19 protein-coding genes and 1 pseudogene are annotated in these 23,259 nt (G+C 67.5%); 12 read left to right on the forward strand and 8 right to left on the reverse strand.

The genetic code is table 11. From position 1 onward, the window contains the following. The first annotated feature begins 247 nt into the window (after positions 1-247). Together AB0N66_RS41185 and AB0N66_RS41190 are read left to right on the forward strand one after the other, a co-directional pair. Positions 248-796: a hypothetical protein gene (locus AB0N66_RS41185; protein ID WP_365445690.1), complete on the forward strand. Its 549-nt coding sequence runs from the start codon at positions 248-250 to the stop codon at positions 794-796. 760 nt (positions 797-1,556) lie between these two features. After that, positions 1,557-2,225, forward strand: a complete 669-nt coding sequence (locus tag AB0N66_RS41190) for a ScbR family autoregulator-binding transcription factor (protein WP_365445693.1) — start codon at positions 1,557-1,559, stop codon at positions 2,223-2,225. On the opposite strand, the gene AB0N66_RS41195 is transcribed toward AB0N66_RS41190, so the two are convergent. From AB0N66_RS41195 to AB0N66_RS41210, 4 genes are all read right to left on the reverse strand, one after another. Beyond that, positions 2,218-3,837, reverse strand: coding sequence for an FAD-dependent monooxygenase (locus AB0N66_RS41195; protein WP_365445696.1), 1,620 nt, complete (start codon positions 3,835-3,837; stop codon positions 2,218-2,220). The genes AB0N66_RS41190 and AB0N66_RS41195 overlap by 8 nt on opposite strands. A 1,176-nt stretch (positions 3,838-5,013) precedes the next feature. After that, on the reverse strand, positions 5,014-5,718 hold the full coding sequence (locus tag AB0N66_RS41200; protein WP_365445699.1) for a chitinase: 705 nt from the start codon (positions 5,716-5,718) through the stop codon (positions 5,014-5,016). A 573-nt stretch (positions 5,719-6,291) separates the two neighbouring features. Then, positions 6,292-6,972, reverse strand: coding sequence for a hypothetical protein (locus AB0N66_RS41205; protein WP_365445702.1), 681 nt, complete (start codon positions 6,970-6,972; stop codon positions 6,292-6,294). A 533-nt stretch (positions 6,973-7,505) separates the two neighbouring features. After that, entirely contained in the window at positions 7,506-8,738 is a 1,233-nt protein-coding gene (locus tag AB0N66_RS41210) for a serine hydrolase domain-containing protein (RefSeq protein ID WP_365445705.1), read from the reverse strand. 607 nt (positions 8,739-9,345) lie between these two features. Here AB0N66_RS41210 and AB0N66_RS41215 point away from each other — a divergent pair. The 5 genes from AB0N66_RS41215 to AB0N66_RS41235 all read left to right on the forward strand — a co-directional run bounded on the left by AB0N66_RS41215 (position 9,346) and on the right by AB0N66_RS41235 (position 13,361). Then, the gene (locus tag AB0N66_RS41215) at positions 9,346-9,738 is read left to right on the forward strand and encodes a pentapeptide repeat-containing protein (protein WP_365445759.1); all 393 of its coding nucleotides are present in this window, start codon (positions 9,346-9,348) and stop codon (positions 9,736-9,738) included. Positions 9,739-9,778: 40 nt separating this feature from the next. Continuing rightward, complete coding sequence (locus AB0N66_RS41220) at positions 9,779-10,510, forward strand: thioredoxin domain-containing protein (RefSeq protein ID WP_365445708.1); 732 nt, start codon at positions 9,779-9,781, stop codon at positions 10,508-10,510. A gap of 302 nt (positions 10,511-10,812) precedes the next feature. After that, positions 10,813-11,517 carry a VanZ family protein gene (locus tag AB0N66_RS41225; RefSeq protein WP_365445711.1) on the forward strand — a complete coding sequence of 235 codons (705 nt, stop codon included), beginning with the start codon at positions 10,813-10,815 and terminating at the stop codon, positions 11,515-11,517. Between the two features lie 67 nt (positions 11,518-11,584). Beyond that, positions 11,585-12,289 carry a response regulator transcription factor gene (locus tag AB0N66_RS41230; RefSeq protein WP_365445714.1) on the forward strand — a complete coding sequence of 235 codons (705 nt, stop codon included), beginning with the start codon at positions 11,585-11,587 and terminating at the stop codon, positions 12,287-12,289. Next, complete coding sequence (locus AB0N66_RS41235) at positions 12,282-13,361, forward strand: HAMP domain-containing sensor histidine kinase (RefSeq protein ID WP_365445717.1); 1,080 nt, start codon at positions 12,282-12,284, stop codon at positions 13,359-13,361. Before AB0N66_RS41230 ends, AB0N66_RS41235 begins: the two co-directional genes overlap by 8 nt. A gap of 537 nt (positions 13,362-13,898) precedes the next feature. Here the strand turns inward: AB0N66_RS41235 and AB0N66_RS41240 are convergent. Continuing rightward, positions 13,899-14,405: a hypothetical protein gene (locus tag AB0N66_RS41240; protein ID WP_365445720.1), complete on the reverse strand. Its 507-nt coding sequence runs from the start codon at positions 14,403-14,405 to the stop codon at positions 13,899-13,901. 1,667 nt (positions 14,406-16,072) lie between these two features. Continuing rightward, the gene (locus AB0N66_RS41245; protein WP_365445723.1) at positions 16,073-16,975 is read right to left on the reverse strand and encodes a LysR family transcriptional regulator; all 903 of its coding nucleotides are present in this window, start codon (positions 16,973-16,975) and stop codon (positions 16,073-16,075) included. A 158-nt stretch (positions 16,976-17,133) separates the two neighbouring features. On the opposite strand from AB0N66_RS41245, the gene AB0N66_RS41250 reads away from it, so the two are divergent. Next, positions 17,134-17,427: a DUF1330 domain-containing protein gene (locus tag AB0N66_RS41250; RefSeq protein WP_280703198.1), complete on the forward strand. Its 294-nt coding sequence runs from the start codon at positions 17,134-17,136 to the stop codon at positions 17,425-17,427. 221 nt (positions 17,428-17,648) lie between these two features. Here the strand turns inward: AB0N66_RS41250 and AB0N66_RS41255 are convergent. Beyond that, positions 17,649-18,140, reverse strand: a pseudogene (locus AB0N66_RS41255) (transposase); the annotation flags it as partial. Here AB0N66_RS41255 and AB0N66_RS41260 point away from each other — a divergent pair. After that, positions 18,088-18,471, forward strand: a complete 384-nt coding sequence (locus tag AB0N66_RS41260) for a hypothetical protein (protein ID WP_365445765.1) — start codon at positions 18,088-18,090, stop codon at positions 18,469-18,471. The pseudogene AB0N66_RS41255 and the gene AB0N66_RS41260 overlap by 53 nt on opposite strands. A 106-nt stretch (positions 18,472-18,577) precedes the next feature. Continuing rightward, positions 18,578-19,867, forward strand: a complete 1,290-nt coding sequence (locus AB0N66_RS41265; RefSeq protein WP_365445726.1) for an FAD-dependent monooxygenase — start codon at positions 18,578-18,580, stop codon at positions 19,865-19,867. Between the two features lie 205 nt (positions 19,868-20,072). Here the strand turns inward: AB0N66_RS41265 and AB0N66_RS41270 are convergent, their stop codons facing one another. Next, positions 20,073-20,438, reverse strand: a complete 366-nt coding sequence (locus tag AB0N66_RS41270) for a hypothetical protein (RefSeq protein WP_365445729.1) — start codon at positions 20,436-20,438, stop codon at positions 20,073-20,075. 126 nt (positions 20,439-20,564) lie between these two features. On the opposite strand from AB0N66_RS41270, the gene AB0N66_RS41275 reads away from it, so the two are divergent. After that, positions 20,565-21,203: an HAD family hydrolase gene (locus AB0N66_RS41275; RefSeq protein ID WP_365445732.1), complete on the forward strand. Its 639-nt coding sequence runs from the start codon at positions 20,565-20,567 to the stop codon at positions 21,201-21,203. Between the two features lie 714 nt (positions 21,204-21,917). Beyond that, entirely contained in the window at positions 21,918-23,021 is a 1,104-nt protein-coding gene (locus AB0N66_RS41280) for a PQQ-dependent sugar dehydrogenase (RefSeq protein WP_365445735.1), read from the forward strand. The last annotated feature ends 238 nt before the right edge of the window (positions 23,022-23,259 follow it).

Consider the following 23,259-nt stretch of genomic DNA (forward strand, 5'->3'; position numbering starts at 1 on the left):
CCCGGCCGGGACGTGCACAGCGGCTTCCGCACCGTCCCGTGGACCCGCACAAGCACTGCCCGACACCCCCCGCCGTGCACGGACCGTACACGGACACTGCACGGACACTGCACTGAGCCTGCGAGTGTCGGCATACGGCTCAATATGCACAGCCAGGTACAGATGAACGTGCGCAGCTGCCCAAGGACACCAAGCCGGGTGCAGGGCCGTTTCAGCGCTGCCAGTGGGGCAGGGCATCATCCGGTGGATGCGTTACACCACGTGGACTTCGGATCGCATGTTCGTCTCCTACGGGCAGTACTACCTCCAGGGCGACGACTTCCTCAGCGAATACGACGACAGCAACACGGTCGGGCGGATCTTCGCGGGAAACAGCCTGGCAGCCGGGGGCCCAGAACACCTCACGGTGCTCGCGGGCACGCACACCGGCTGGATACGCCTGACCACCCGGCACTGCGCGGATGAACCACTCCTGCCGGGGCAGGAGTGGGAGACCGTAGTGGACGTGAGCATCTGCAGCACGAGTGGCATCCTGCGGCTGTTCCGGTGGGGCGGGGATGTCGAGGAGGATGCCGGGAACTTCGCCACGGCCGGGGCGGGCTGGTACCGCATCCGCGTCCAGGCACGCGGACGCGACGAAGGCGATGCACACGAAAGCGACACCCCTGTGGAAGAACACCTTCTGAGCATCTGGCCGGCACCACCGCAACCCGACACCGTCCACCACGCAAACGACACCTTCGCCCGCACGCACCACGACCCCACCCGGCCTCCCCACCAACCCATTCAACCCTGAGCACGTTCACCTGCACTCCGCAGTCCAACCAGAGACATACGCCGACACCAGGAAACGGACCGGGACAGGGAAGCGGACGGGAACACACAGACACAAAACCCCACCCCACCCCCGGCCGCAGGCACCCAGCAGTCACCCACCAGCGTCCCGCCACCGGGTGAAAAGACGGGGCCGCCGCCCCGGCCGCCCCGGACAGCACCCCCGAAGAGTCCCGCCACCGGCCGCACTCCGACCACCGCACGACACGCACCTGCACCCACCGGGCACCGCCGCCGCCCGCGACGCGAGCGGCGAGGAGGAACACCGTCCCCGCCCCCGCCGGAGCCCGGGCCGGCGGGGGCGTAGACCCCCGCGATCCCCGCAGTCCCCCCTGGTCCCCGTGTCCCTGTAATCCCCGACGGCCTTCTCCACCACCGACACGGCCCCCGCGATCCCCGCCCGGCCATGAGACGGACGCGCGGACCGGCGGGAAACCACCCAGCCACCACACAGCCCACCACCCCGGCGGCCCCGACCCCCCGCCCGCCCCGGTCACCAGATCACCGCAGGCCCCCCGCCAGGCCACGGCACCATCCAAGCCCCCGCCCGCGCTCCTCCCTCCCCCCTCCCTCGTCACTTTCCCCTGCGTGCAGCGATGGTTCTGCGCAGTTCCTTGAATCCGCTACGAGCCAGGGGGCTGCGCGCAGCACAAACAGCTGTAATATACAAACTGGACGGTTTTTTATGGGTCTCCGGGCTCATCAACTGGAGGAGGCCGCACGTGGTGAAGCAGGACCGGGCGATCCGGACCCGACAGACGATCCTGCTGGCAGCAGCCAAGGTCTTCGAGGAACACGGTTACCAGGCCGCGACCATCAGTGAGATCCTCGCCGCCGCCGGAGTGACCAAGGGAGCCCTGTACTTCCACTTCCCCTCCAAGGAGCACCTCGCCGAGGGCGTACTCCACGAACAGGACCAGCGGCTGCCCATCCCCGACCGCGCCTGCAAGGTGCAGCAACTCGTGGACACCGTGGTCCTGCACGCCTACCGCCTGCAGACCGACCCCATGGTCCGGGCAGGAGTCCGCCTCTCCCTCGACCAGCAGGCCCAGGGCCTGGACCGCAGCGCCCCCTTCCTGCACTGGAGCGCAGTGGGAGCGGAACTGCTGAAGAAGGCCCAGGCCCAGGGGGAACTGCTCCCCCACGTCGTGCCGGCCGAGACCGCCGATGTCGCGGTGGGCGCCTTCGCCGGCATCCAGGCCATGTCCCAGGCCCTGTGCAACTACCAGGACCTGCCGCGCAGGGTCAGCGCCCTGCTGCGGCACCTGCTGCCCAGCGTGGCAGTCCCCTCCGTACTCGCCGCGGTCGACCTCGCCGAGAGCAGGGGCGCCGCCGTCCACGCCGAGCTGCAGACCCTCCACCCCGCGCCGCGGCCGGCACCCGTCAGCTGACCGAAGCGGCAAGAAGACCCCCGGCCCCCGCCCCCCGGCCCCCGGCCGCACCGAAGTACGCCGTCAGAGCCGCGGCCGGCCCCTCACCCCCCGACGCCCACGCGATGTAACCGTCGGGCCGCACCAGCAGCGCCTCACAAGGCACTTCAGGCACCGGCTCGGCATGCACCACCCGCAGCACACCGGCCCACCCACGGGCCTGCTCCACGTAACCGGCACTGCCCGACCCGCCGAAGAGCAGCAGCAAAGGCCGCCCCTCACCCAGCAGAGCGATCACATCGGTGGCACCCTCCCCGGTCACCAAACCCACATTGGGCAGAAACCTTCCCTCCCACGGCGAGGAGCCCGCCCCGCGCGCCGGCAGCACCGTGTCCTGGGCACTGACCATCGACGCCAGCACACCACTCTCCCCTCCCCCCGCCAGCAACTCCCCGAACAGCGCCCGCAGCGGATCCAGTTCAGGACCGGGCCGCATCAAAGCGAGCTGCGCCCGCGTGTGGTCGATGACCCGCTGCGCGGCGGGCCGACGCTCCCCGTCATAACTGTCGAGCAGCCCCTCACCTGCCCAACCGCGCACCGCAAACGCCAGCTTCCAGCCGAGATCGACCGCATCCAGCAACCCCGTACTCAACCCCTGCCCACCGATCGGGAAATGCACATGCGCCGCATCCCCCGCCAAAAACACCCGCCCCCTGCGATAAGACCTGGCCAGCCGGGAAAAATCACTGAACCTGCTCAGCCACCTGCCCTCCCCCATCGCCACATCCCGCCCCACGATCCAGGACACCTCCCGGCCCAACTCCTCCACACTCAAAGGCACACCCCGCCCCGCAACCGCACCCCCGCAATTCAACGTCCGCAACCGCACCACACCACCCCCCACCTCCTTCACCACAACCCAGCCACGCTCCGTGCGATGCCACCCCGCCTCCAGACCCCCGCCCCCCACCAGCCGGACATCCCCCGCCATCGCCGAAACCGTCGCCGGATACGACCGCGAAACAAACCCGCCCTGCTCCCGCACCACACTCCGCGCCCCGTCCGCACCCACCACACACACCCCCACAAACTCCACCCGACCCTCCGCCCCCTCCGCCCTCACCACCACCCCACCCGGCCCCTCACACACCTCCACCACCCGATACCCCCGCAACACCCGCACACCCAACGCCCGCGCACGCCCCTCGAAATGACGCTCCAACACCTCCTGCGAACACTTCAAAATCGGCACCGGCTCCCCCACCGGCACCGAAATCGACAAACCCCCCAACCCCGCAAAATGAAACACACCACCCACCCCAACCCCCGCCGGCCCGGAACCCGCCACCCCACCAGCCCCCGCCAGCCCGGCACCACCACCCGCCCCCACCAGCCCCGCCAGCCCCGCCAGATGCCCACCCCGCACCAGACACTGCACCGCCCGCGCATGCACCGTCGTCGCCCGAGGCCGCCGACACACCTCCACCCCCGCCTCCACCACCACCACCCGCACCCCACGCCCCGCCAACACACACGCCACCAACAACCCCACCACCCCACCCCCACACACCACCACCTGCACCCCAACCCGCCCCCCAACACCACGCACCACCACAAACCACCCCCCAGACACACACCAACACCGACAACACCAACGACATCAACAAGACCAGCGAGACATAAGACCAGCGAAACAGTCGAAGAAAAACCCACCCACAAACACACCAGACACGGCAGTCACCCCGCCCCGAACAGCCCCAACCCCCCATCCCCCCAACCGAGTTGAACCACCCAGCCCCCACCCAAGCCCCACCAACGACAAACAAATATACCGGATGGACGGTTCTTAGCAACGCCCCCAACCAACCCCAACCCCAACCCAGTCCCAGTCCCAGTCCCAGTCCCAGTCCCAGTCCCAGTCCCAGTCCCAGTCCCCGCACCCGCACCCGCACCCGCACCCGCTACTGAAACCCCGGCCGCGTTCCCGCCCACCCGAGACCCCGATCAACCCGCAGACGGAACGCCTTGTAGATCTTCATGCGGGCGAAGACGTGCTCGACACGGGCCCGCACCCGGCGACGCTCCGCCCGTCCACCTCCTCGCCCGGCAGCAATGACCGGCCGGCTCGCCTGCCGTGCGACACGACAAACCCAACCCCGTGCATGGCACCGCTTCGCAGTCCCCCAACCGGGATACCTCATGCGCCGCCCACTCAGAAACCCACCACCCCCAGACGGACCTCCATCGCAGGCCCGCCCACGCCCCCGCTGCACCAGCACCGTTCCAGGAGGTGCATGCGACAGCAGCGCCACCAGACGCGTACCGGCATCGACAATGACCCGCACATCTACCGAGAAACAGCAGCTGCAGCCGCAGCCGGAGACCCCACAATCCACAACCGGACCGCACTTCTCCACGCCATCCCATCACCAACCCGAACCGCCGCCGATCGCGCAGGACAACGCTCGCCGCGGGTAGCCTGCTGCTGCGGCCTGGGCCCTGCCAGATGACATGCTCGACCGGGAGAGAAACACGGGAAGCCATGGATGAAGCCGAGGCGCAGCCGGTGTCCGACTCGCTTCAAGACATCCCGCCTCGGTGACGCTACGGGTGACAACCCGGCGGAGCGGGAATTACTTCGGCATGCCCGGCCGCCAGCTCCAAGACCGGCTGTCGACCCTGGAACGAGCGGCTACGTGGCAGGCACGGCGGGACAGTGCCAGGCCCAGGCCGGACGACAGCGAACCGAGGACGAAGGAACCGGCCTGCCGCTGTCCGTGGCGGGTGTGCGGACCCGCCACCGGCAAGCTCAGCAGGTGAGGTTCGCGCCCGGCGTCGTGTGCAGGATGCCGGTGAACTCGAGGTAGAGGTCCACCCGGTGCTGCACCTGGTCGGGCCGGCCACCGTTGCACTCGGTGGAACCGTTGAGGCTCCAGATCGTCTGTCCGAAGCCGTGACCCCCGGTGATCGCGTCGTGCCCGGTCATCGTCCCGGGGCCGGTCTGGGTGTTCCAATACCACAACGCGGTCATCCAGGCCACCGCCGGATCAGTCTCCACCAGCCAGGGATTGTTGAGCAGGTCCAGGCCCAGCGCATCCCCTGCGGCCTTGTAGTTGAAGTTCCAGCTCAGCATGATCGCCCCGCGCCCGTAATACGCAGAGGTCCCGGCCGGACAGCCATAGGGCTGGGTGGCGTCGCAGAAAACCGGGTAGGACTCCTCGTTCTGCGCCCGCACATAGAACAGACCGCCGGTCTCATGGCTCACGTTGGCGAGGAAGGCTGCGGCCTCCTGCCTGCGGACAGTCCAGCTGCCGGTGCGGGCAAAGGCAGGGTACGCCTCGGTGGCCTCGAGCAGACCGTCATAGGTGTAGAAGGCATTCCGGTCCGGGAACATACGCTCGAACTGGCCCTCGCTCACCACGAACCGGGAACCGTGCCGGGTCGCGGCGGTGGCCTCAGCGGGGACAGCAGCCGTGAAAAGCAGTCCGCACAGCGCGGCCAGGACGGCCAGCATGGTCCTGCTCGTTGATCTGAGCACAGGTCATCTCTCCTTAGGCACACGGGAGTTCGTGGCAATGGGGGGTGATCGATCGACAGGGCTACCCCTTCCCAACACCACACCCCCCTAGACACAACTCCCGCCACCCGTCCCACTCAACGGCGTCCACCGCCAGCCCCCAGCAGACTTCGTCCGCCACCCAGTCCACGGCGTACCTGCAGTGGTCTGCCAGCACGGGCAGCGAGTGTGGCGGATCCCTGTCCAACCCGGAGCCGATGAAAGCACGCAAGCCCACACGTACACCTCGTTGACCGGCCCCACACCGGCCACCACACGAGCCAGCCCCCAGAAAAGCTCACCGCAACAGACACCCCCACCCCACCAAACACGATCACAGCCAGACCCGGTCACACCACCAGCCCGACGAGAGGGCCGCCTTCAACCTTCGGCGCCCCCAACGGCTGCGTCACAGGCGCATGCGCCGCTTGTGCTGGTGTCTTGTCTCCGGCTGGGCAATACGGGGCTGAGGACCTGGACCACACCGCGGGGACAGGGCGCAGTCAGGGCGCCCTGCGAGGGGAACTACTCTCATGCGTCCAGCAGTCGTGAGGCGCGCTGTTCGTCGAGGCCTCCACGCCATCCTGACAGTGGCACTGTGACGTCCGAGCGCGGTGCGCCACGTAGCGTGCGGTATGCGGCGTGTCTCTCGGCGGTGGGGATGAACCGGTCCCACATCGGCGACAGAGACGTGCTGGGAAGCACCCCGGTTTCGGCGAGTCCGATAAGGATGCCGTAACGCTGATACTTGTCAGTGCCGGGCACGATCTTCGCCCGCGCAATCTCCTTCTCCAGCTCGCTCGGTCTCGTCCCGGCCGGCATCGAGCGAATGAGATCGAGCAACGCGCGCATCCGCTCACGATCTTCCTCCTCCGGCCGCGGCAGCCCCTGTATTGCTGCGGCTTCCAGGTCCGGCAGGTAGTGCTCCGGCATCTCGTTCCATGCCCAGCCGAGTGCGAGACGCAACAGCCCTTCAGTGACGTCGACCTCGGATACCGGGCTCAGGCCGCAATCGGGGACACCGTCCTCGTCTCGCGGAGCGGTGTCGAGGAACCGTGCCCACCCGTAGGAGATCACCGTCTGCCGCCCCCGCGGGGCGCTGCCCAACCCAGCGACGAACGCACCGAGCACCGCCTCCTCGTGCAGTGCCGAGGCCGCTGTGACGGCGCGCTCGACGATCTCAGACGCACCCCACTGCTCAGGCTCACGCACCGGCCACCCCGCGCGGCGAGCCGCGGAAACATCCGCGGGATCGCTGGACCGCTCGGTTCCATTGACCGTCCCGGCCCGAGTGAAGCGGTATCCGCAACAGCGCATCAACGGCTCCAGGTCGCCTCTCCTGGGGACTCGTCGCGGGGTGGCACTCATAACAAGAAGGCTACCGATCAAGAGATCGTCACAACTGCCGAAGCCGTCAAACACCCGATAGAGCACACAGACTTGATGTCTCGGTGCCCTTGATAGCTTTGACCATCCACATCACCAGCCTCGCGGACGAAAATGGGTCTGGTGCACGATCGGGTGACATCTTGACGTGCCCCACGGTTTGGGTTCCAGCGGCGGTGGCTAACTGGCGGCGAGGATGGCGTCTTGCTCAAAGCGTAGTTCGTACTCGATCGGGGTGCAGTATCCCAGTGCTGAGTGGCGCCGCTGTCGTTCAGGGCGCGGAGTTCGAGGACGGTCTCGGCGCCGACCAGGCCCCCGCACACGGCACTGGCCGTGCATACGCGGAATCCCCCGGTAGTTCAGCCACCTGATCCCCCGCCAACCGGGGCCCCGGTGATGGCCTGCATCTCCTGCCCGATCATCTCCTGCAGCGGCACGCCGTCGTGGTTGCTGAGAATGACAGCGACCCAGCCGGTGTACGGGTAGATGTCCCAGTTGGCGCTGACACCGGGGTTGCCACCGGCGCGCTGGTAGTTCCACTGACCGTTGACGATGGAGACCGGAATCCCGTACGCCCCGAACGACGCCGGTCCATGGGGGATCTTGGCGGCAGTGAGCACGTCGGCCCAGGGCCGGTCCAGCACCGTTCCGTCGCCCAGCGCGCTCGCGAACCGGACCAGATCCGGCGCGGTGGCGAAGCCACCGTCCCCGGGGGCATCGATGAAGGCGCGGCCCGGATTTTTGCCGAGTACGTTCGGGTCCGGGCTGCTCTTGTCCAGGTTGCGGACGGCATCCACCACTCTGCCGTCGGCCAGTTCCATGTACGGGTGCGCGATGTGCTCGTCGGTGAGCCACTGTGGCCTGGTGTAGAACGCCGAGCCGGTCATGTTGCAGCGCCCGAAGATGTTCTCCTGCACGTAGTCCCAGTACGTCTTGCCGGTCACGGCCTCCACGATCAGCGCGGAAATGGTGACTTCCACCTCCTCATGGGCGGTGTCAGGGGAGCCCGGGACACCCACCAGCTTCGCCTGCCGGGCCCGCTGCTCGTAGTACTCGTGCACCTCATCCCGGCTTTGGAAGACGCGTTGCACGTCCTCCTCCGGGCTGTCGAGCCCGGAGGTGCCGGACAACACGTGGTGGATGGTCACCTGCTCGGCGATCTCCTTGGCGAAGCCCTTCAGATGGGTGCCCACCGTGTCCGACAGCTTCACCTTGCCCTGCTGCGCCAACTGCAAGATGGCCACCGAGCCGAACGGCTTGCCCGCCGAACTGAGGCTGAACGCGACGCCCTCGTGGTTGGCGATCCCCTTCTCCTTGTCGGCCATGCCGTAGCTGCGGGACAGCACTGTCCGGCCCCGGTGCGACAACAGCACCACGCCGGAGAACTTGCCCTCGGCGGCCAACTTCGCCACATACCGGTCGTAGGCTCCGTCAGGCCGGGTGTCTGGCGGGATCGGGTCGGTTGGGGCCTGGTCGGCGTGGCCGGGCTGGGCGCCCACCAGCGACGCGCCTGCCACCACGCCGGCGGCCGCCAACCCGCCCCACCCGAGCAGCCGCCGTCGGTCGACATCGCGTACGGAATCCGGGTCCATGATCACAGTCCTTTCCCGATGGACGAACTGACCGTTGATGCGCTGTGGTCCATGACTCCACTGAAAACGGGAGACTGTTGCAGCGGCGTATGCGATTTTCGATACGTCCGCGATACACGTTCCGGGAGGATCACTGGTCGCCGAACCGAGGTCAGACCGGCACGAGCGACTCGCTGGTCCGCGGTGTCGAAGGTGCTGTTCTCTGCATTTTGATCATGATTCTTTGTGGCTCGGACGGCGGGTAGGCCGAGATCGATGTTGCGGGTGATCCGCTGCAGTCTCCGGGCCTGGATTCGCTTGTCGCGCAGGAAGCGCAGTGCGAGGTCGATGCCTTCAATCTCGCCGAGCCAGCTCTCGGCGACGGCGCCTTCGAAGCGTCGTTGGAGGTCGTCTTCGAATTGGGTGCGGCCCCTCTGAAGGGAACGTGAGTCGAGGCAACGCTGATCGGGGTGTGTTCGGGTCTTCCCGTCTCTACCGTGGCGGTGGAGGAGGCAACTCTGATGGGCTCATTGATCGAGGAGTTGGAGGCCCGGGAGGCGGCTTCCCGGGTGCGGGACCAACACTCGCTCTCGACGGTGGAGAGCCCATCGATCTTCGGCTGACCTACCTGCGCGGCGCGGATCTGAAGGGAGCCCGGCTCGACCGAGTGCGCCTGGCGGCCGCGAACCTTGAGCGAGCGGACCTGATAGATGCTCAGCTGGCGAATAGTCGGCTTCGCAGAGCCGCTCTCCTCAGCGGACCTGCGATCCGAAACGAGGTTCATCGACTCTGCGGACTGCCCCGAGCCCCCGCGTGTCTTCTTCGCCGCCTCACCACCCCACTGGCCGCGGTTTGGCGCCGTCCGCGCGGGAGTTGCTGCACGTGTCCTCGTCTGCGCCGGCTGCCGGCGACCTGCCCGGGTGCGGGCAACAGGCAGCCGGTAGGCGGACCGGGCATGGTGCGATGTGCGGAGCGTCTGTGTCTCCGGCGAGCGGAATCGCCTGTGCGTTTGCCATGCTGATGATCTAGAGTCGCGCTGTTCTCTGGGGAGGGGATAGCGCATGGTGCGTGGGGGTGGATGGGCTGTGCTGTGCGCGGCTGCGGTACTGATGGTGGCGGGGTGCGGGCACCGAGGGGCGGAGGCCAAGCCCAGGTTCGAGAGCGCGGAGAAGTTGCCGGAGGCGCTTCACAAGGACGGCACCACAATCCTGGTGGGCGATCCGGACGCGAAGGTGGCCGTGCGTCTGTATGAGGATCCGCGTTGTCCGGTCTGCGAGGAGTTCGAGAGCACCGGGGGTTCCCCGAAGCTACGGGAAGCGATGCTGGATCGCCGGGCGAGAACCGAGTACACCCTGGCCTCCTTCCTGGACGACCGGGTCGGCGGCAGCGGGTCGAAGAAGGCAGTCAACGCTCTGCGCGCCGCGCTGGAGGAGGGCAAGTTCGTTGAGTACCACGAGATGCTCTACGCCAACCAGCCCGAGGAGAGCGTCGACGGCTACACCGACGCCCGTCTGCTGGAACTGGCAGGCGAGGTGGAGGGCCTGCGTGGCCCGGAGTTCGACGCGGCCGTGAAGAGCATGAAGTACCGCTCCTTCGTCACCGCCTCCGAAAAGGCGTACGAACGGGCCGGGGGAACCGAGGAACCAGAGGGACCGGGGACGCCCACCGCTGTGATCAACGGCAAGCGGATCCCGCAGGAGTACAACGGCCTGCTCTTCGACAGCGATGCCTTCGCCGGACTGCTGCAGCAGATCTACGCCAAGCCCTGGGAGTGGGAACAGACTTCTTTGTGAAGCAGAACGTCAGGACCCGCGTGTGGCGTGACGTGACGGCTGTCCTCGCGATGCCGGGCGGGCTTCTGTTCTCATCTGCAGAACCATCGGGTTGACCTGCGCACTCCTGGATGCTCGGCAGTGCGACGCTTTCACGGACGAGTTGTTCACCACCTGCAGTAGCCGGGTCGGCGCGATCACCAGCGGCGAGACCATCTCAGGGCTGGCTAGCCCCGGTTCTTTGACGATGGGGACTCCGTGTATCGCCGGCATATCGAAAATGGCATACGCCACCGCAACGGCCCTCCGTCCGCAATGGGGGCATGACCCACAACGCATCCCCGTCAGCACCGCCCCGCCACATGCGCAGGATCGCGCTCCTCAGCCTGGCGATCCTCGGCCTGGCGGGCGGCGCGTTCGTCGTGCGGGGGCCACTCATGATGTCGGCCCCCACGTGCATGGCCGGGCGGTGGCACGGCTGTTTCGACACGTTCAACGGTGTGGTGCTCATGACGTTGGCCTCGCTGCCGTTGGCCGCGCTGGTGGCGTGGGCTCTGGCGCGCCGTCGGCGTGCCGCCGGTGTCACATCGGCGTGGCGGATGTCGCTGGCCGAGGTGGGCATGGTCCACGGGACGGTGCCGTTCCTGTGGCTGACCATGATGCCGGGCGCCGGAGCCGGTGTGGTCCCCGCCCGGGTGAGCCTGCTACCGCTGGGGGACCTGGTCACGATGGGACCGCTCGGGATCGCCGGCAACCTGCTGGTCTTCGCGGCGCTGGGGTTCTTCGCCCCTATGCGGTTCGCGGCGCTGGCGTCCGTGCCGCGGATCCTGGCGCTCGGGGCGGGCTGCTCGGTCCTGGTCGAAACCGCGCAGTACGTGCTGAGGCTTGACCGGGTGTCCTCCGTGGACGACGTACTGGTCAACGCCGTCGGCGCCGTGCTGGCCGCGCTGGCGTCGCGCCGCTGGTGGCGTACTACGGCGGAAGCGCCGTCGGACCAGCCGCGCCCCGCGCCGGCACCGGCCGGCTGAGCCGCGTGTTCGTGTGCATACGTCTTTGCATACGTCGGCGATAAGTTGTGCTGGCTAGGCTTCAGACATGCGCGTACTGATCGTGGAGGACGAGCCCTACCTGGCCGAAGCCGTCCGTGACGGTCTGCGGCTGGAGGCGATCGCCGCCGACATCGCCGGTGACGGCGACCTAGCACTGGAGCTGCTCAGCGTCAACTCCTACGATCTCGCAGTCCTCGACCGCGACATCCCCGGCCCCTCCGGCGACGAGGTCGCCCGGCGTATCGTCGCCTCCGGCAGCGGCATCCCGATCCTCATGCTCACCGCTGCCGACCGGATCGACGACAAGGCTTCCGGGTTCGAGCTCGGCGCCGACGACTACCTCACCAAACCATTCGAGCTGCGGGAGCTCGTCCTGCGGCTGAGGGCGCTCGACCGCAGACGGGCGTATGCCCGGCCCCCAGTCCACGAGATCGCGGGCCTGCGGCTCGACCCCTTCCGCCGGGAGGTCTTCCGTGACGGACGCTACGTCGCGCTGACCCGTAAGCAGTTCGCCGTCCTTGAAGTCCTCGTCGCCGCCGAGGGCGGGGTGGTCAGCGCCGAAGAGCTGCTGGAGCGGGCCTGGGACGAGAACGCCGACCCCCTCACCAACGCCGTGCGCATCACCGTCTCCGCACTGCGCAAACGACTCGGCGAACCGTGGATCATCGCCACGGTGCCCGGCGTCGGCTACCGGATCGACACCATCGCCCCCGACAGGGCCACCACCGACCCGGGCAGGACACATGCGTAGACGCCCAGGGCTCAGCGCCCGACTGAAACTCACCCTCAGCTACGCCGGATTCCTCGCCGTCGCCGGCGCTCTCCTGCTGGCCGTGGTGTGGGGGTTCCTGCTGCGCTACGTACCCGACAACTCCCAAGGCCTTCTCGGGATCTCGCCCAACCGCTACCTCCTTGTGCGCACCTTCGCCCCCGCCGCGGCCGTGGCGATGGTTTTCCTGCTCGTGTTCGGCCTCGTCGGGGGGTGGATCCTCGCCGGCCGGATGCTCGCACCACTCACACGGATGACGGCCGCGGCACGGATGGCCGGGAACGGATCGCTGTCCCACCGGATCCGCATGGACGGCCGCCAGGACGAATTCCGTGAACTCGCCGACGAGTTCGACTCGATGCTCGAACAACTCGAGTCCCACGTCGCCGAGCAGCAGAGGTTCGCCGCGAACGCCTCCCACGAACTGCGCACCCCGCTGGCCATCTCGCGGACGCTCCTGGACGTCGCCCGCAAGGACTCCACGCGGGACCGCGGCGAACTCATCGAACGCCTGCACGCTGTCAATACGCGAGCGATTGACCTCACCGAGGCACTCCTGCTGCTCAGCCGCGGCGACCGCGGAAACCACACCCGCGAGAGCATCGACCTCTCCCTCATCGCCGAAGAAGCCGCCGAAACGCTGCTTCCTCTCGCCGAACAGCGCGGGATCACGCTCGACGTCACCGGCAGGGAGGCTCGGACCCGCGGTTCCGCGGAGCTCCTGCTGCGAATGGTGACGAACCTCGTCCAGAACGCCATCGTCCACAACCTCGCCGTCGGCGGCACCGTGACGGTCCACACCGAGGCGCACGGCGAAACGAGCGTGCTGCGGGTCGAGAACACGGGTCGTCGGCTTCCACCGGAACTGGTACCGACCCTCGCCGAACCCTTCCAGCGCGGAACGGAACGCGTACGCACCGACGAGCACGCCGGCGTCGGCCTCGGCCTGGCCATCGTGCACAGCATCGTCCGCGCCCACGACGGGACCCTCGACCTCGCCCCCCGCCCAGCCGGCGGTCTCCTCGTCATGGTCCGACTTCCCGGCACGCCGTAGGCATCGTCCCAGAGCGGGCCACACTGGATCGTTGACTGGAAGCTCGGTGCAGGTCAGGGGGACCCGTTGCAGCGATGGGTCAGCGGAGCCTCGTGAAGCAGCCCTTGGTCACCGGGAGTTGGCCTGCCCGAACCCGGCCCGAGGCGGGCGAGAGTGAACCGTCCCGGTGCCTCCTCGTCCAGCCGGTTCCGCTCCATCAGCCGATTTCCGTTCCCCTCGTCCCCTCTGGCCGAACGGCCCGGTTCGCGGCCTCCCGGACCTGAGGCTCATCCCGCAAAGAGACCATGGCGCTCCACTCCACCCCGCCGCGGGAGAAACACGACGGCACCGAGCACACGCCGATCAGCGTCTTCCCAGCTCAGCTATCCCTCGATGGAGCATCCCGGCTCCGGGCAAGCAGGCCTGCCGGAATCTGGCGCCCCTCCGGGCCCGTCCGATTCGCCCATATGTTTGAGTCTGGTCGATCGCTGCGCCCCAGGCGTCGGCCCGAGGGCTGCACCCCGGACCGCGCCTCATCTCACCCTCTAGCGATGGGCACTACTTCCACGCTCGCTCCACGGTGACGGAGTTGGACACGGTCTCGACGCCTGCCGGAAGTTTGAAGGCGCACTCGTCTTGCAGGTTGGCCATCAGCTCCTGCTCCTGCTCGTTGGTGACCTTCAGGTAGTACATTGCGCGCTTGGAGTGGAGCTCGGATTTCTGGATGTCGCGCGTCGTGGTGTAGGTCCTTGCCGCCTGGCCCGGCTTGATCGGATCCTTCGGGCAGTAGATGGTGTGCTCGGTACCCGGGTCTCCGAAGTTGTCCAGCTGAGCGACCAGGTAGTACTTCGTCCCAGCAGGTGGTGGGCAGTTCAACTTGGCCGTGGTCTGGAAGGTGGCTCCCGCTTGTTCCGGCGCGCTCAGCTCAACGGCCGGGAACTGACAACTGCTGCTCGGCGTCGGGATCGCGGGTGAAGTGCTCGCTTCAGTTACACCTGCCCCTCCCCCTGTTTCCCCGGAATCGTCGTCGCTGGTGGCGAGGTAGGCGGCAACGACGGTCGCCACGGCCGCTATCACAGCCGCGATCACTACCTGCCACGAGCGCAGTCGAAAGCGGCGGCGAGGTTGCGGCCGCTGGAGAGCGGGATCCATAGATGCCCCCTGTGTTGGTTCGGATGCAGGGGGAGACGGTGTGTTCATTACCCCAGTTCCTTGCAAGCGGAATGGGTTTTAAGCGCATACAAGGGGCCCTCTCCTGGCCGTTTCTGCGCGTAGCGAACGTAGTACGTGGCTGCTCGCGCGCTTTACGTTTGCCGTAGCGGCGTTCGGCCAGCTCTGGCCAAACATCACCTGATACTCCAGCAGCAGATCGCGATCTTGCCTCGTCAGTCACTCCCACAGTCGTGCCGTATGCGGTGCCCTGTCTGTCAGCCTTGGGTGAGACATCCCGCTTTGCCGGGTTAGCCTGAGAGGGCATCGATAGGAGTTCCACCCCGTATGACCAGCCCCAAGCCGTCCGCGTACGACCCGGCCGCGAAGCCTAAGTGGTCGGCTCTGACGCTCTGTCTGACCTGCGTTGCAGTGATCTCCCGCAGGCTGGTGATGTTCTCCGTGACCCACTGGTCCATGACTGGCTGGAGGGCGAAGAGGTAGCAGCGGATGGCCCAGTAGCTGATGGCCTCGTGCGCGCGCCGTCCTTCTCCAGGCAGGACACACCCCGGTCCGCAGTTCGCTGGTGATCATTGGCGGCAGGGCGGCGAGGGCCTCGTTGATCCACTTCTGGTCGCGGTCCTGGTGGAGCGTGGGATCTTCGATGAGCGGCCCGCGGCCTTTGAGGAACTGGCAGACCCGCTTGGCCGCCAGATTCACGTCTGCCCGTGCGAGGTCATAGACGCCCCACTCCGGAATCTGGGCATCCGCACCAAGCCACGACACGACACGAGGATTGTGAGCGTGCGCCGGTTTATCCACCGTGCCACCTCGGTCCAGGGCTGTTCCCGCATCATGTAGTCGAAGTCGCTGACCAACTGCCAGGCAGCGGCACCCAGTTCTGGCAGCTGGCCGGAGCGCCGGTCGATGTTCACCAGCGGTGACCAGTCCCGTCGCATCGCAAACAGCAGCTGCCGGCCTGGAAGCGTCGGCTGCGCGATGAGAGTGCACGGAGCGCGCACCCGGGCCTGCTCTCGCCCAGATCGTCAAGACCGGCCAAGCTGTCAACTTCACCGCCGTTGCCCGTGAGGCAGGAGTGAGTACCGACGTCCTCTACCGACACCCTCAGCTCCGAAGCATGATCGAACGTCATCGCGCGAAGCACGGCCAGGTCCCCGGTGTGGGCCAGGCTGACACGGAGGCGCCGTCGTCGACCTCGGCGGCCGTGCGCGCGCTGAGCGCACGTTATCTGGGGTGCCCAGCAGGTGTCAGGCAAGTACTCCGGAGAGAACTTGCCTGACCGATATCCAAGGGTCTGTTGGGCAAGTTCGTGGTCTCGGTGCCATCGCGCGCAGTCGGCAGCCCAGTCGGCTCGGGTCCGTTGGAGTGCTTGGTACAGCCGCTCGGCAGGTACCTCGAAGGCGCGTTCGTGCTCGGGCTTTCGGATGCTGGTCCGCCGGCTTAGCGAGGTCGTGTCGGACATTCAGCAAGACCGCTGTCGTCGTCATCATCGCGAAGTCCGCCGGGCGCAGGGCCTTCGGCCTCGCCACCGCAGACGTCCGTCTACCTTGACCTCTTGCGCGTCAGTCCGGCAGCCAGTGCAGCTCATGCGCCAGGGTTTTGGCGACGGCACGGATGCGGCGGTGTAGCGGCGACTGCTCGCGTGGGAGGACCAGATGGAACGTCAGGCTGGGCGCGCCCCGCAGCGGTCGCCAGGTGAGACCGGCCGGTTGTGCCGTGACCGCGGCTTCTCCGGCCGGGGCGAGGGTGGCCCCGTCACGCAGGTCGCGCTGAGACATGTCGAAAGAGACTGCGAGCGTGTGGAATCGAGGGTGTGGTCGGGTGTCTCGGAACACTGCGGACAGCTGATCGTGGATCACGGGGTTGGCCGCACGGTCCGGGAGTCGCAGCGGATACGCGGCCGCGTCGGCGATCTCGATCTCCGGGTGTTCGGCCAGCGGATGGTGCTGCGCCAGCTGGACCCCGATGCGCTCACGCCGCAGCAGGAACCGGCGCACGCCACGGCCCGGTTGTTCACCTCGGGTGATCCCGGCATCGATGCGGCCGTCGGCGACCGCGGGGGAGATCTCCGGTGTCGCCATCGGGACCGCGCCGACCTCGAGTCCGCTGTTGCCCCGAATCAGCCTGTCCACCAGGGCCGGTGCCGTCTCGGCCCCGGCGCTGAGGCTGTATCCGATGCGCAGCGTGCCCAGTTCACCGGCCGCCGCGCTCCGGGCGGTGTCCCATGCCCGGTCCAGCGCCGCCAGCGCGGGCGGCGCGGACTCCGCCAAAGCCGCACCGGCCGTGGTCAATACGACGTTACGTGTGTTGCGGACCAGCAGGGCCGTACCGAGTTCCGCCTCCAATCGGCGCATCCGGGCGCTGAGTGCGGGCTGTGCGATACCGATCCGTGCGGCCGCGCGGGTGAAGTTCAACTCCTGCGCCAGCACCAGGAAGTACCGCAGGCTCACCGTATCCGGCGCCACGTGCTCTCCCTGCCGATTGATAACGATCCGTTCTGAGTCTATCTCGTACCGATCTTTCCCTCGACCGCACATCAAGCCCTAACCTGCGCATGCCGGGATCGATCGATCTGACTGTCAAATCGAAGTCAGACGTGTCCGGCCGAACGCAGGAGGTTTCCATGGCTAAGGGCTACTGGGTCAGTGTCTACCCCGCCATTTCCGACCCTGAGAGGCTGACTGCCTACGAGAAGCTGGCCGGTCCGGCTGTCCGGGCTGGGGGCGGGCGCCTCCTGTCCCGTGGCGGTCGAGTCGTCGCCCACGAGGCCGGAATCACGCAACGCGTCGTTCTGATCGAGTTCGACAGCTTTGAACAGGCCGTCGCGGCATACGAGAGCGAGGCATACCAGAAGGCGCTGGTGGCCCTCCCCGACGGCGTCGAGCGCGACTTCCGCATCATCGAAGGCATCGACTGACCGGCAGGCCCAGCCATCGCTGAGCATCCGTCACCTGAAACGCACACGGTGCTGAACGACGACTCGCGAGACGGGTTCGAAGCGATGCCCCGCGTCCCAGTTCGTCGTCGACGTCCTCGACGGCCTGATCCCTGTCGGCGGCTCGCCGCGCTACCCAACGTCGAGCAACTTGCCTGACTTGCCTGACACGGCGATCAAGTCTGACCTGTCACAACGGCGATTCACCCTAGAGCCTGTCCGGCGGACCATGGGCGGAGCCAGAGTCGGATTGAGGCGAGGGTGACGGTGCCGTGGAAGATGTAGGCGCGCCTGTCGAACCTCGTGGCCACGGCCCGGAAGTTCTTCAGGGCATTGATCGTCCGCTCAACTTCGTTCCTCCGCTTATAGATCGTCTTGTCGAAGGCGGCCGGTCGACCGCCCCTGCTGCCCCGTCGTTGGCGGTTGGCCCGCTGATTCCTCGGCTCCGGAATGGTGTGCTTGCACGGGTCGACCCGCAGACGCGTGAACACGATGCGATTGATCGCGGCATTGGCCTGACGATCGCCACCACGGTTGAGGCGACGGTACTGCCGGCGTCCCGAGGAACGCTCGACGGGACTGACCCCGCACAAAGCGGCGAAGGACGCCTCACTGTCCAGGCGTTCCGGGTTGCCCCCCACCGTGATCAGCAAGGTGACGGCCGTATCCGGACCGTTCGCCGATGTGAGCAGTCGTAAGGAGGGGGTGCTGCAGGCCACTCGGATCGCGCTGGGTCTGCTGGCACACCGGATCGGCCAGCTCTCCGAGCAGATCCGCAATGTGGACGCTCGTCTGACCCGCCTCGTGAAATGTCATGCCCCGCAACTGCTCGACGTGGTGGGGGTCACGAAGCCGTCGGCAGTCAAAGCCCGCACCCAGGCCGGTATCCAGTTCAAGTCCGTCCTCATTACTGCTGACCCCGCCTTGCGGGAAGAGCTGGCCCAACTGGGCAACGCCGAACTCTTCCGTACCTGTGCGCGGCTGAGTCTCATCGGAGTTGGCGTTCCTCATCAATGTCTGCCGTGACCGATGAGTTTTGTGCGGATCCGTGGTCGACATGGCTGGATACACCGACAGCGGTGGGCCTGTGCTGGGGACGTTCCAGTGCGGGAGGAAGCAGATGGAGGCTGTGATGAGCGTCGACGACTCCGACCCGGGGCACGCGATCCGGACGGGCGGGCAGGGGACGCGGGTGAGCGGTCCCAGGGTGTTGGTGGCGGGGGCGAGCATCGCGGGACCCGCGCTGGCCCATTGGCTGCGCCGGCGGGGGGCTGAGGTGACCGTTGTGGAGCGGGCTCCCGAGCTGCGTCCCGGCGGGCAGGCGGTGGACGCGCGCGGGGTCGCCAAGGAGGTCATCGGGCGCATGGGGTTGGACGCGGCGGTGCGCGCGGCGTGCACCGACACCGCCGGCGCGCACACCGTGGACGCGGACGGGCAGGTGCTGGAGACCTTCCGTGCCGACGACGACGGTGGCGACGGGTTCATCGCGGACATCGAGATCCTGCGCGGGGACCTGTCCCGGGTGCTCTACGACGACACCCGCGACGGCGTCGAGTACGTCTTCGGCGACCGAATCGCCGGGCTCGCCCAGGACGCGGACGGGGTCGACGTGGTCTTCGCGGGCGGCAACCGGCGGCGCTTCGACTTGGTGGTCGGGGCAGACGGGCTGCACTCGGAGCTGCGGGCGATGGTCTTCGGGCCGCATGAGCGGTTCCTCCGCCACCTCGGGCACGTGCTGGCTTTCTGCAGTGTGCCCAACGAGTTCGGGCTGGACCGCTGGCTGCTGGAGTACCAGGATCAGGAGTCCGGGCGCTCCGCCCTCCTGCGGCCCATCCAGGACGCCACGCGGGCGATGGCCATGTTCTACTTCGCCTCGGCTGACTTCGACGTCGACCACCGTGACGTCGCAGCCCAGAAGGTCCTGCTGCGGAAGCGGATGGCGGGCCTGGGCTGGTTGACCCCGGACATCCTCGCGCACTTGGACGACACTCCGGACTTCTACCTCGACCAGGTCGCCCAGGTGGCGATGGACCGCTGGTCGAGTGGACGGGTGGGGTTGCTCGGGGACGCGGCGTTCAGCTCGTCGCCGATGTCCGGGCAGGGCACCGGGCTGGCACTGGTCGGTGCCTACCTGCTGGCCGGAGAGCTGGCCGCTGCCGGATGGGACCCCGACGCCGGGTTCACCCGCTACGAGGCGCGGATGCGCTCGTTCGTCGAGGCCAACCAGGAGATCGGCCGGTTGAACGCCCGCAGCCGCGACGTCCCCGGGCCAGACGCCGAGCCGCGCCCCGATTTCGCCGGCGAATGGTTCACCGAGCTGGTCGGGCGCGCGATCAACGGCGTCGAGCTGCCCGACTACGCGGGGGTGCCGGACTCCGCAGCCCAGGCCGGATCGCCGATCACCTCGTCGGCCAAGCCGTAGGCGTCACCTAACGCGTCGAGAGCGACCACGCTTCGGCAGGACACCGCCGGACGACCTCCGTTCATGCCGCACGGTGCGCGTTGGAGCGCCAGTTCGGCGGCCAGGCCACCTTCCGATGAGGCGGTGTTGGCTCGGAAAACTGGCAAGACCGATGAGAATCCACCGCGCGGGGTCTCTGTGGTTCTGTCACTTGCCTGGTCGGCGCTCATCGGAGCTGACAAGAGTATTGAGACATCGACCCCGTGACGTCCAAGCCCATCGATCCCAGCCCGATCGCTCGCCCGTCTTGTCTCAAGCGGTACTCTTGGCCCTGCACCTGTATTTCCGCGATGGCCACGAAGTCTCGCTGTTCGACTTCCGAGGCCAACTGCCGTGCCAGGGCGGGATCTCGCAGGAGCTGAGCCGATCCGGCCGTGCCGAAGCCGTGGCAGCCCATCACAAGGAAGGCCGCGGACTTGCGTGAGGGATCGAACGGGTTCTGGCAGCGCACCACCAGGCCGTAGTCCTTGACCACCGTCTGTTCGGCCGCGTCGCACTCGGGTGCGTAGCGCCGATTGGCGATGGTCGCCATCTCTTCCGGATTGATGCTGCCCGGGAGGGTGTCCTGGATGGCGTCGAAGGCGCGCCGATCCTGGACGGGAAACCGACCTGCCCCGAGATCGTCGCCCGTGATCTACTGCCGATCGTGCCGTTGCTGATGCTGGACCTCGACAACACCCTGGTCGACCGCGACGCCGCCTTCCGCGAGGCCGTCACCGCGTTCCTCGCCGAGCACCACCTGCCCGTCACCGACCTCACGTGGGTGATGACCCTCGACGCCAGCGGCTATACCGCCCGCCACAATGTCGCCGAGGCCATGACCGACCGGTACCGGGGCATGGTGCCCTCCACGGTCATCCATGCCCTGCTTGAGCATGGCGCCGCCGATCGCGTCGTGCTGACGGCCCCCTCACGCAGGGCCCTGGACAAGGCCCTGGCTGACGGCTGGACCTGCGTGATCGTCACCAACGGCCTCCTTGCCCAACAGGAGGCGAAGATCCGCCATGCCGGACTCGACCGTCTCGTCCAGAGCTGGGTGATTTCCGAAGCGGTCGGCCACAAGAAGCCCGAACCGGAGATCTTCCACGCTGCCGCAGATGCCGTCGGGGTGCCCCTCAACGGAGCATGGGTCATTGGCGACTCTCCGCATGCCGATATCGCCGGTGCCCACATGCTTGGGCTTGGCAGCGTGTGGGTGTCGAACGGGCAGCCGTGGGCCCAGGACTCCTATACGCCCACCCATATCGCCGCGGACGTAGCCACCGCGATCGATTACGTCATCAGTACGGCGAGATGAGACACAGCAGACCCTCTTCGTCGACTCCGCAAGGCCGAACCCGTGAAACCTCGCCGCCGCCTCACACAGGTTCGCCGGAACATGTGCGCTTTGCTGAAGGTCTTGTTCGAGGTCAGGATGATCGAGCCCTTTTCGTAGCGCCCTGTCCGCTGCAGGGGTGATCCCCGGAACGGGACCGTGCGCGTTCCGTACATTCCGCGGATCCATGCGGGCCGGGTAGCACTGCCGGAGAGACTTCCCCATCGACCGCATATGCGAACACCGGCCCGAGGCCGTTCCGTGTATGCCGCGGTCCGGATGAAGGTCACCGGGTCGCCTGCAGGATCCCGGGCGGCCCCCGAGGTGGTCATGGTCAAGACCGAGAATCCTGGGGACCGGCACCCGGCTGCGTCGTAGTCCTTCGCGGCGGCTGCGCCAACAGGGCTGCGTACAGGCCGCATTGGGGACCGTCCCCAATGTCGCAGCCGACCGGCCGACCGAGCCGTATTAGTACAGACCTGTTGACTGACCTGGAAAGCTTCCTTACGATCCCAGCGCAGATACTCGCCTCACGCGCCGCCCCCCACATCGCTCTTGTCATGCGCGCAACATTCACGCGTCGGACAGGAGTTCAGACAAGAGAACGCCCATGAAGCGCAGACCGCTGGTGCGGAGCCCGAGCGACCCACCGCTTACCCGCAACGTCCAGGCTCACCACCTTCAGCAGGAGGCGCGATGACAAGGATCGGGACCAGCAGCGCACGGCTGCGCCGCCGGTCGGCCGCAGTGGCCACCGCCGGCACGATGGCCGCGGGGCTCCTCGTGGGGGCCGTCGGCAACAGCTCCGCCACCGGCGCGGGCGTCGACTCCGTCCCCACCGGCATCAGAACCGTCTCCAGCAGCTGGACCATCCCCTGGGGCCTCAGCTGGCTGCCCAGCGGCAGCGCTCTCATCACCGAGCGCAACTCCTTCCAGGTCTACACCCTCACCCAGTCGGGCACAAAGACGCAGGTCGGCACAGTCCCCAACGTGTCCACCACCGGCGGCGAGGGCGGCCTCATGGGCGTCGCCGTCTCGCCGAACTGGAACACCGATCACTACGTCTACTTCATGCACTCGGCCGCGAACGACAACCGCATCGCGCGGATGACCTTCAACGGCACCACGCTCACCAACTACACCACCATCCTGACGGGCATCGCCCGCTCCACATACCACAACGGCGGCCGGCTGAAGTTCGGCCCGGACGGCTACCTGTACGCCACCACCGGCGACGCCCAAAACTCCGCCAACGCCCAGAACAAGAACTCGCTGAACGGCAAGATCCTGCGCATGACCACCGCGGGCCAGGCGGCGCCGGGCAACCCCTTCGGCACCCTGGTCTACTCGCTGGGCCACCGCAATCCGCAGGGCCTCACCTGGGACGCCCAGGGCCGGCTGTGGGCCGCCGAGTTCGGCAACGTCCAGTTCGACGAGCTCAACCTCATCACGCCCGGCGCCAACTACGGCTGGCCCACCTGCGAGGGCTCCTGCTCCACCGCCGGCATGACCAACCCCAAGCGCCAATGGACCACCGGCGAGGCCTCCCCCAGCGGCCTCACCTTCGCCGACGGCGCGCTGTACCTCGCGGCTCTGAAGGGCCAGCGACTCTGGCGCATCCCGGTGACCGGCACGAAAACCGGCACTCCGGTCGCGTACTACACCAGCTCCTACGGTCGGCTGCGCACCGTGGAGACCGTCCCCGGTCTCAACTCCCTGTGGCTGACCACGACCAACGCCGACGGCAACGGCGGCCAGCCCGCCGGTTCCGACAAGGTCTTCCAGGTCGACCTGAGCTGATCCCACCACCGCACAATCCTTCCCACGGCGCGGTCCCGGCCCGTACTGTCCGGGACTGCGCCCGCCCGTACGGTGAGGATCACCCGCCCCAAAGTCACAGCCGACCCAAGGGAGTTCCCCCTCACTCCGGCGCGCCGGCGGAGCCGAATGACCTGCCCCCGGCCCCGTGTCGACGCCCGTCGCGCCTCGCGATCCGTAGCATGCCCAAATCGGCAGGCCATGGGAGCGCATCTCCAAC

The organism is Streptomyces sp. NPDC093544 (genome assembly GCF_040683495.1).
Classification (GTDB): domain Bacteria; phylum Actinomycetota; class Actinomycetes; order Streptomycetales; family Streptomycetaceae; genus Streptomyces.

What these genes read in the sequence shown, in the direction of transcription:
- AB0N66_RS41185 (WP_365445690.1), top strand. Translation starts at nt 248, where the DNA reads ATGCGTTACACCACGTGGACTTCGGATCGCATGTTCGTCTCCTACGGG.
- AB0N66_RS41200 (WP_365445699.1), bottom strand. Translation starts at nt 5,718, where the DNA reads ATGCTGGCCGTCCTGGCCGCGCTGTGCGGACTGCTTTTCACGGCTGCT.
- AB0N66_RS41210 (WP_365445705.1), bottom strand. Translation starts at nt 8,738, where the DNA reads ATGGACCCGGATTCCGTACGCGATGTCGACCGACGGCGGCTGCTCGGG.
- AB0N66_RS41220 (WP_365445708.1), top strand. Translation starts at nt 9,779, where the DNA reads ATGGTGCGTGGGGGTGGATGGGCTGTGCTGTGCGCGGCTGCGGTACTG.
- AB0N66_RS41225 (WP_365445711.1), top strand. Translation starts at nt 10,813, where the DNA reads ATGACCCACAACGCATCCCCGTCAGCACCGCCCCGCCACATGCGCAGG.
- AB0N66_RS41230 (WP_365445714.1), top strand. Translation starts at nt 11,585, where the DNA reads ATGCGCGTACTGATCGTGGAGGACGAGCCCTACCTGGCCGAAGCCGTC.
- AB0N66_RS41235 (WP_365445717.1), top strand. Translation starts at nt 12,282, where the DNA reads ATGCGTAGACGCCCAGGGCTCAGCGCCCGACTGAAACTCACCCTCAGC.
- AB0N66_RS41250 (WP_280703198.1), top strand. Translation starts at nt 17,134, where the DNA reads ATGGCTAAGGGCTACTGGGTCAGTGTCTACCCCGCCATTTCCGACCCT.
- AB0N66_RS41265 (WP_365445726.1), top strand. Translation starts at nt 18,578, where the DNA reads ATGAGCGTCGACGACTCCGACCCGGGGCACGCGATCCGGACGGGCGGG.
- AB0N66_RS41270 (WP_365445729.1), bottom strand. Translation starts at nt 20,438, where the DNA reads ATGGCGACCATCGCCAATCGGCGCTACGCACCCGAGTGCGACGCGGCC.
- AB0N66_RS41275 (WP_365445732.1), top strand. Translation starts at nt 20,565, where the DNA reads ATGCTGGACCTCGACAACACCCTGGTCGACCGCGACGCCGCCTTCCGC.
- AB0N66_RS41280 (WP_365445735.1), top strand. Translation starts at nt 21,918, where the DNA reads ATGACAAGGATCGGGACCAGCAGCGCACGGCTGCGCCGCCGGTCGGCC.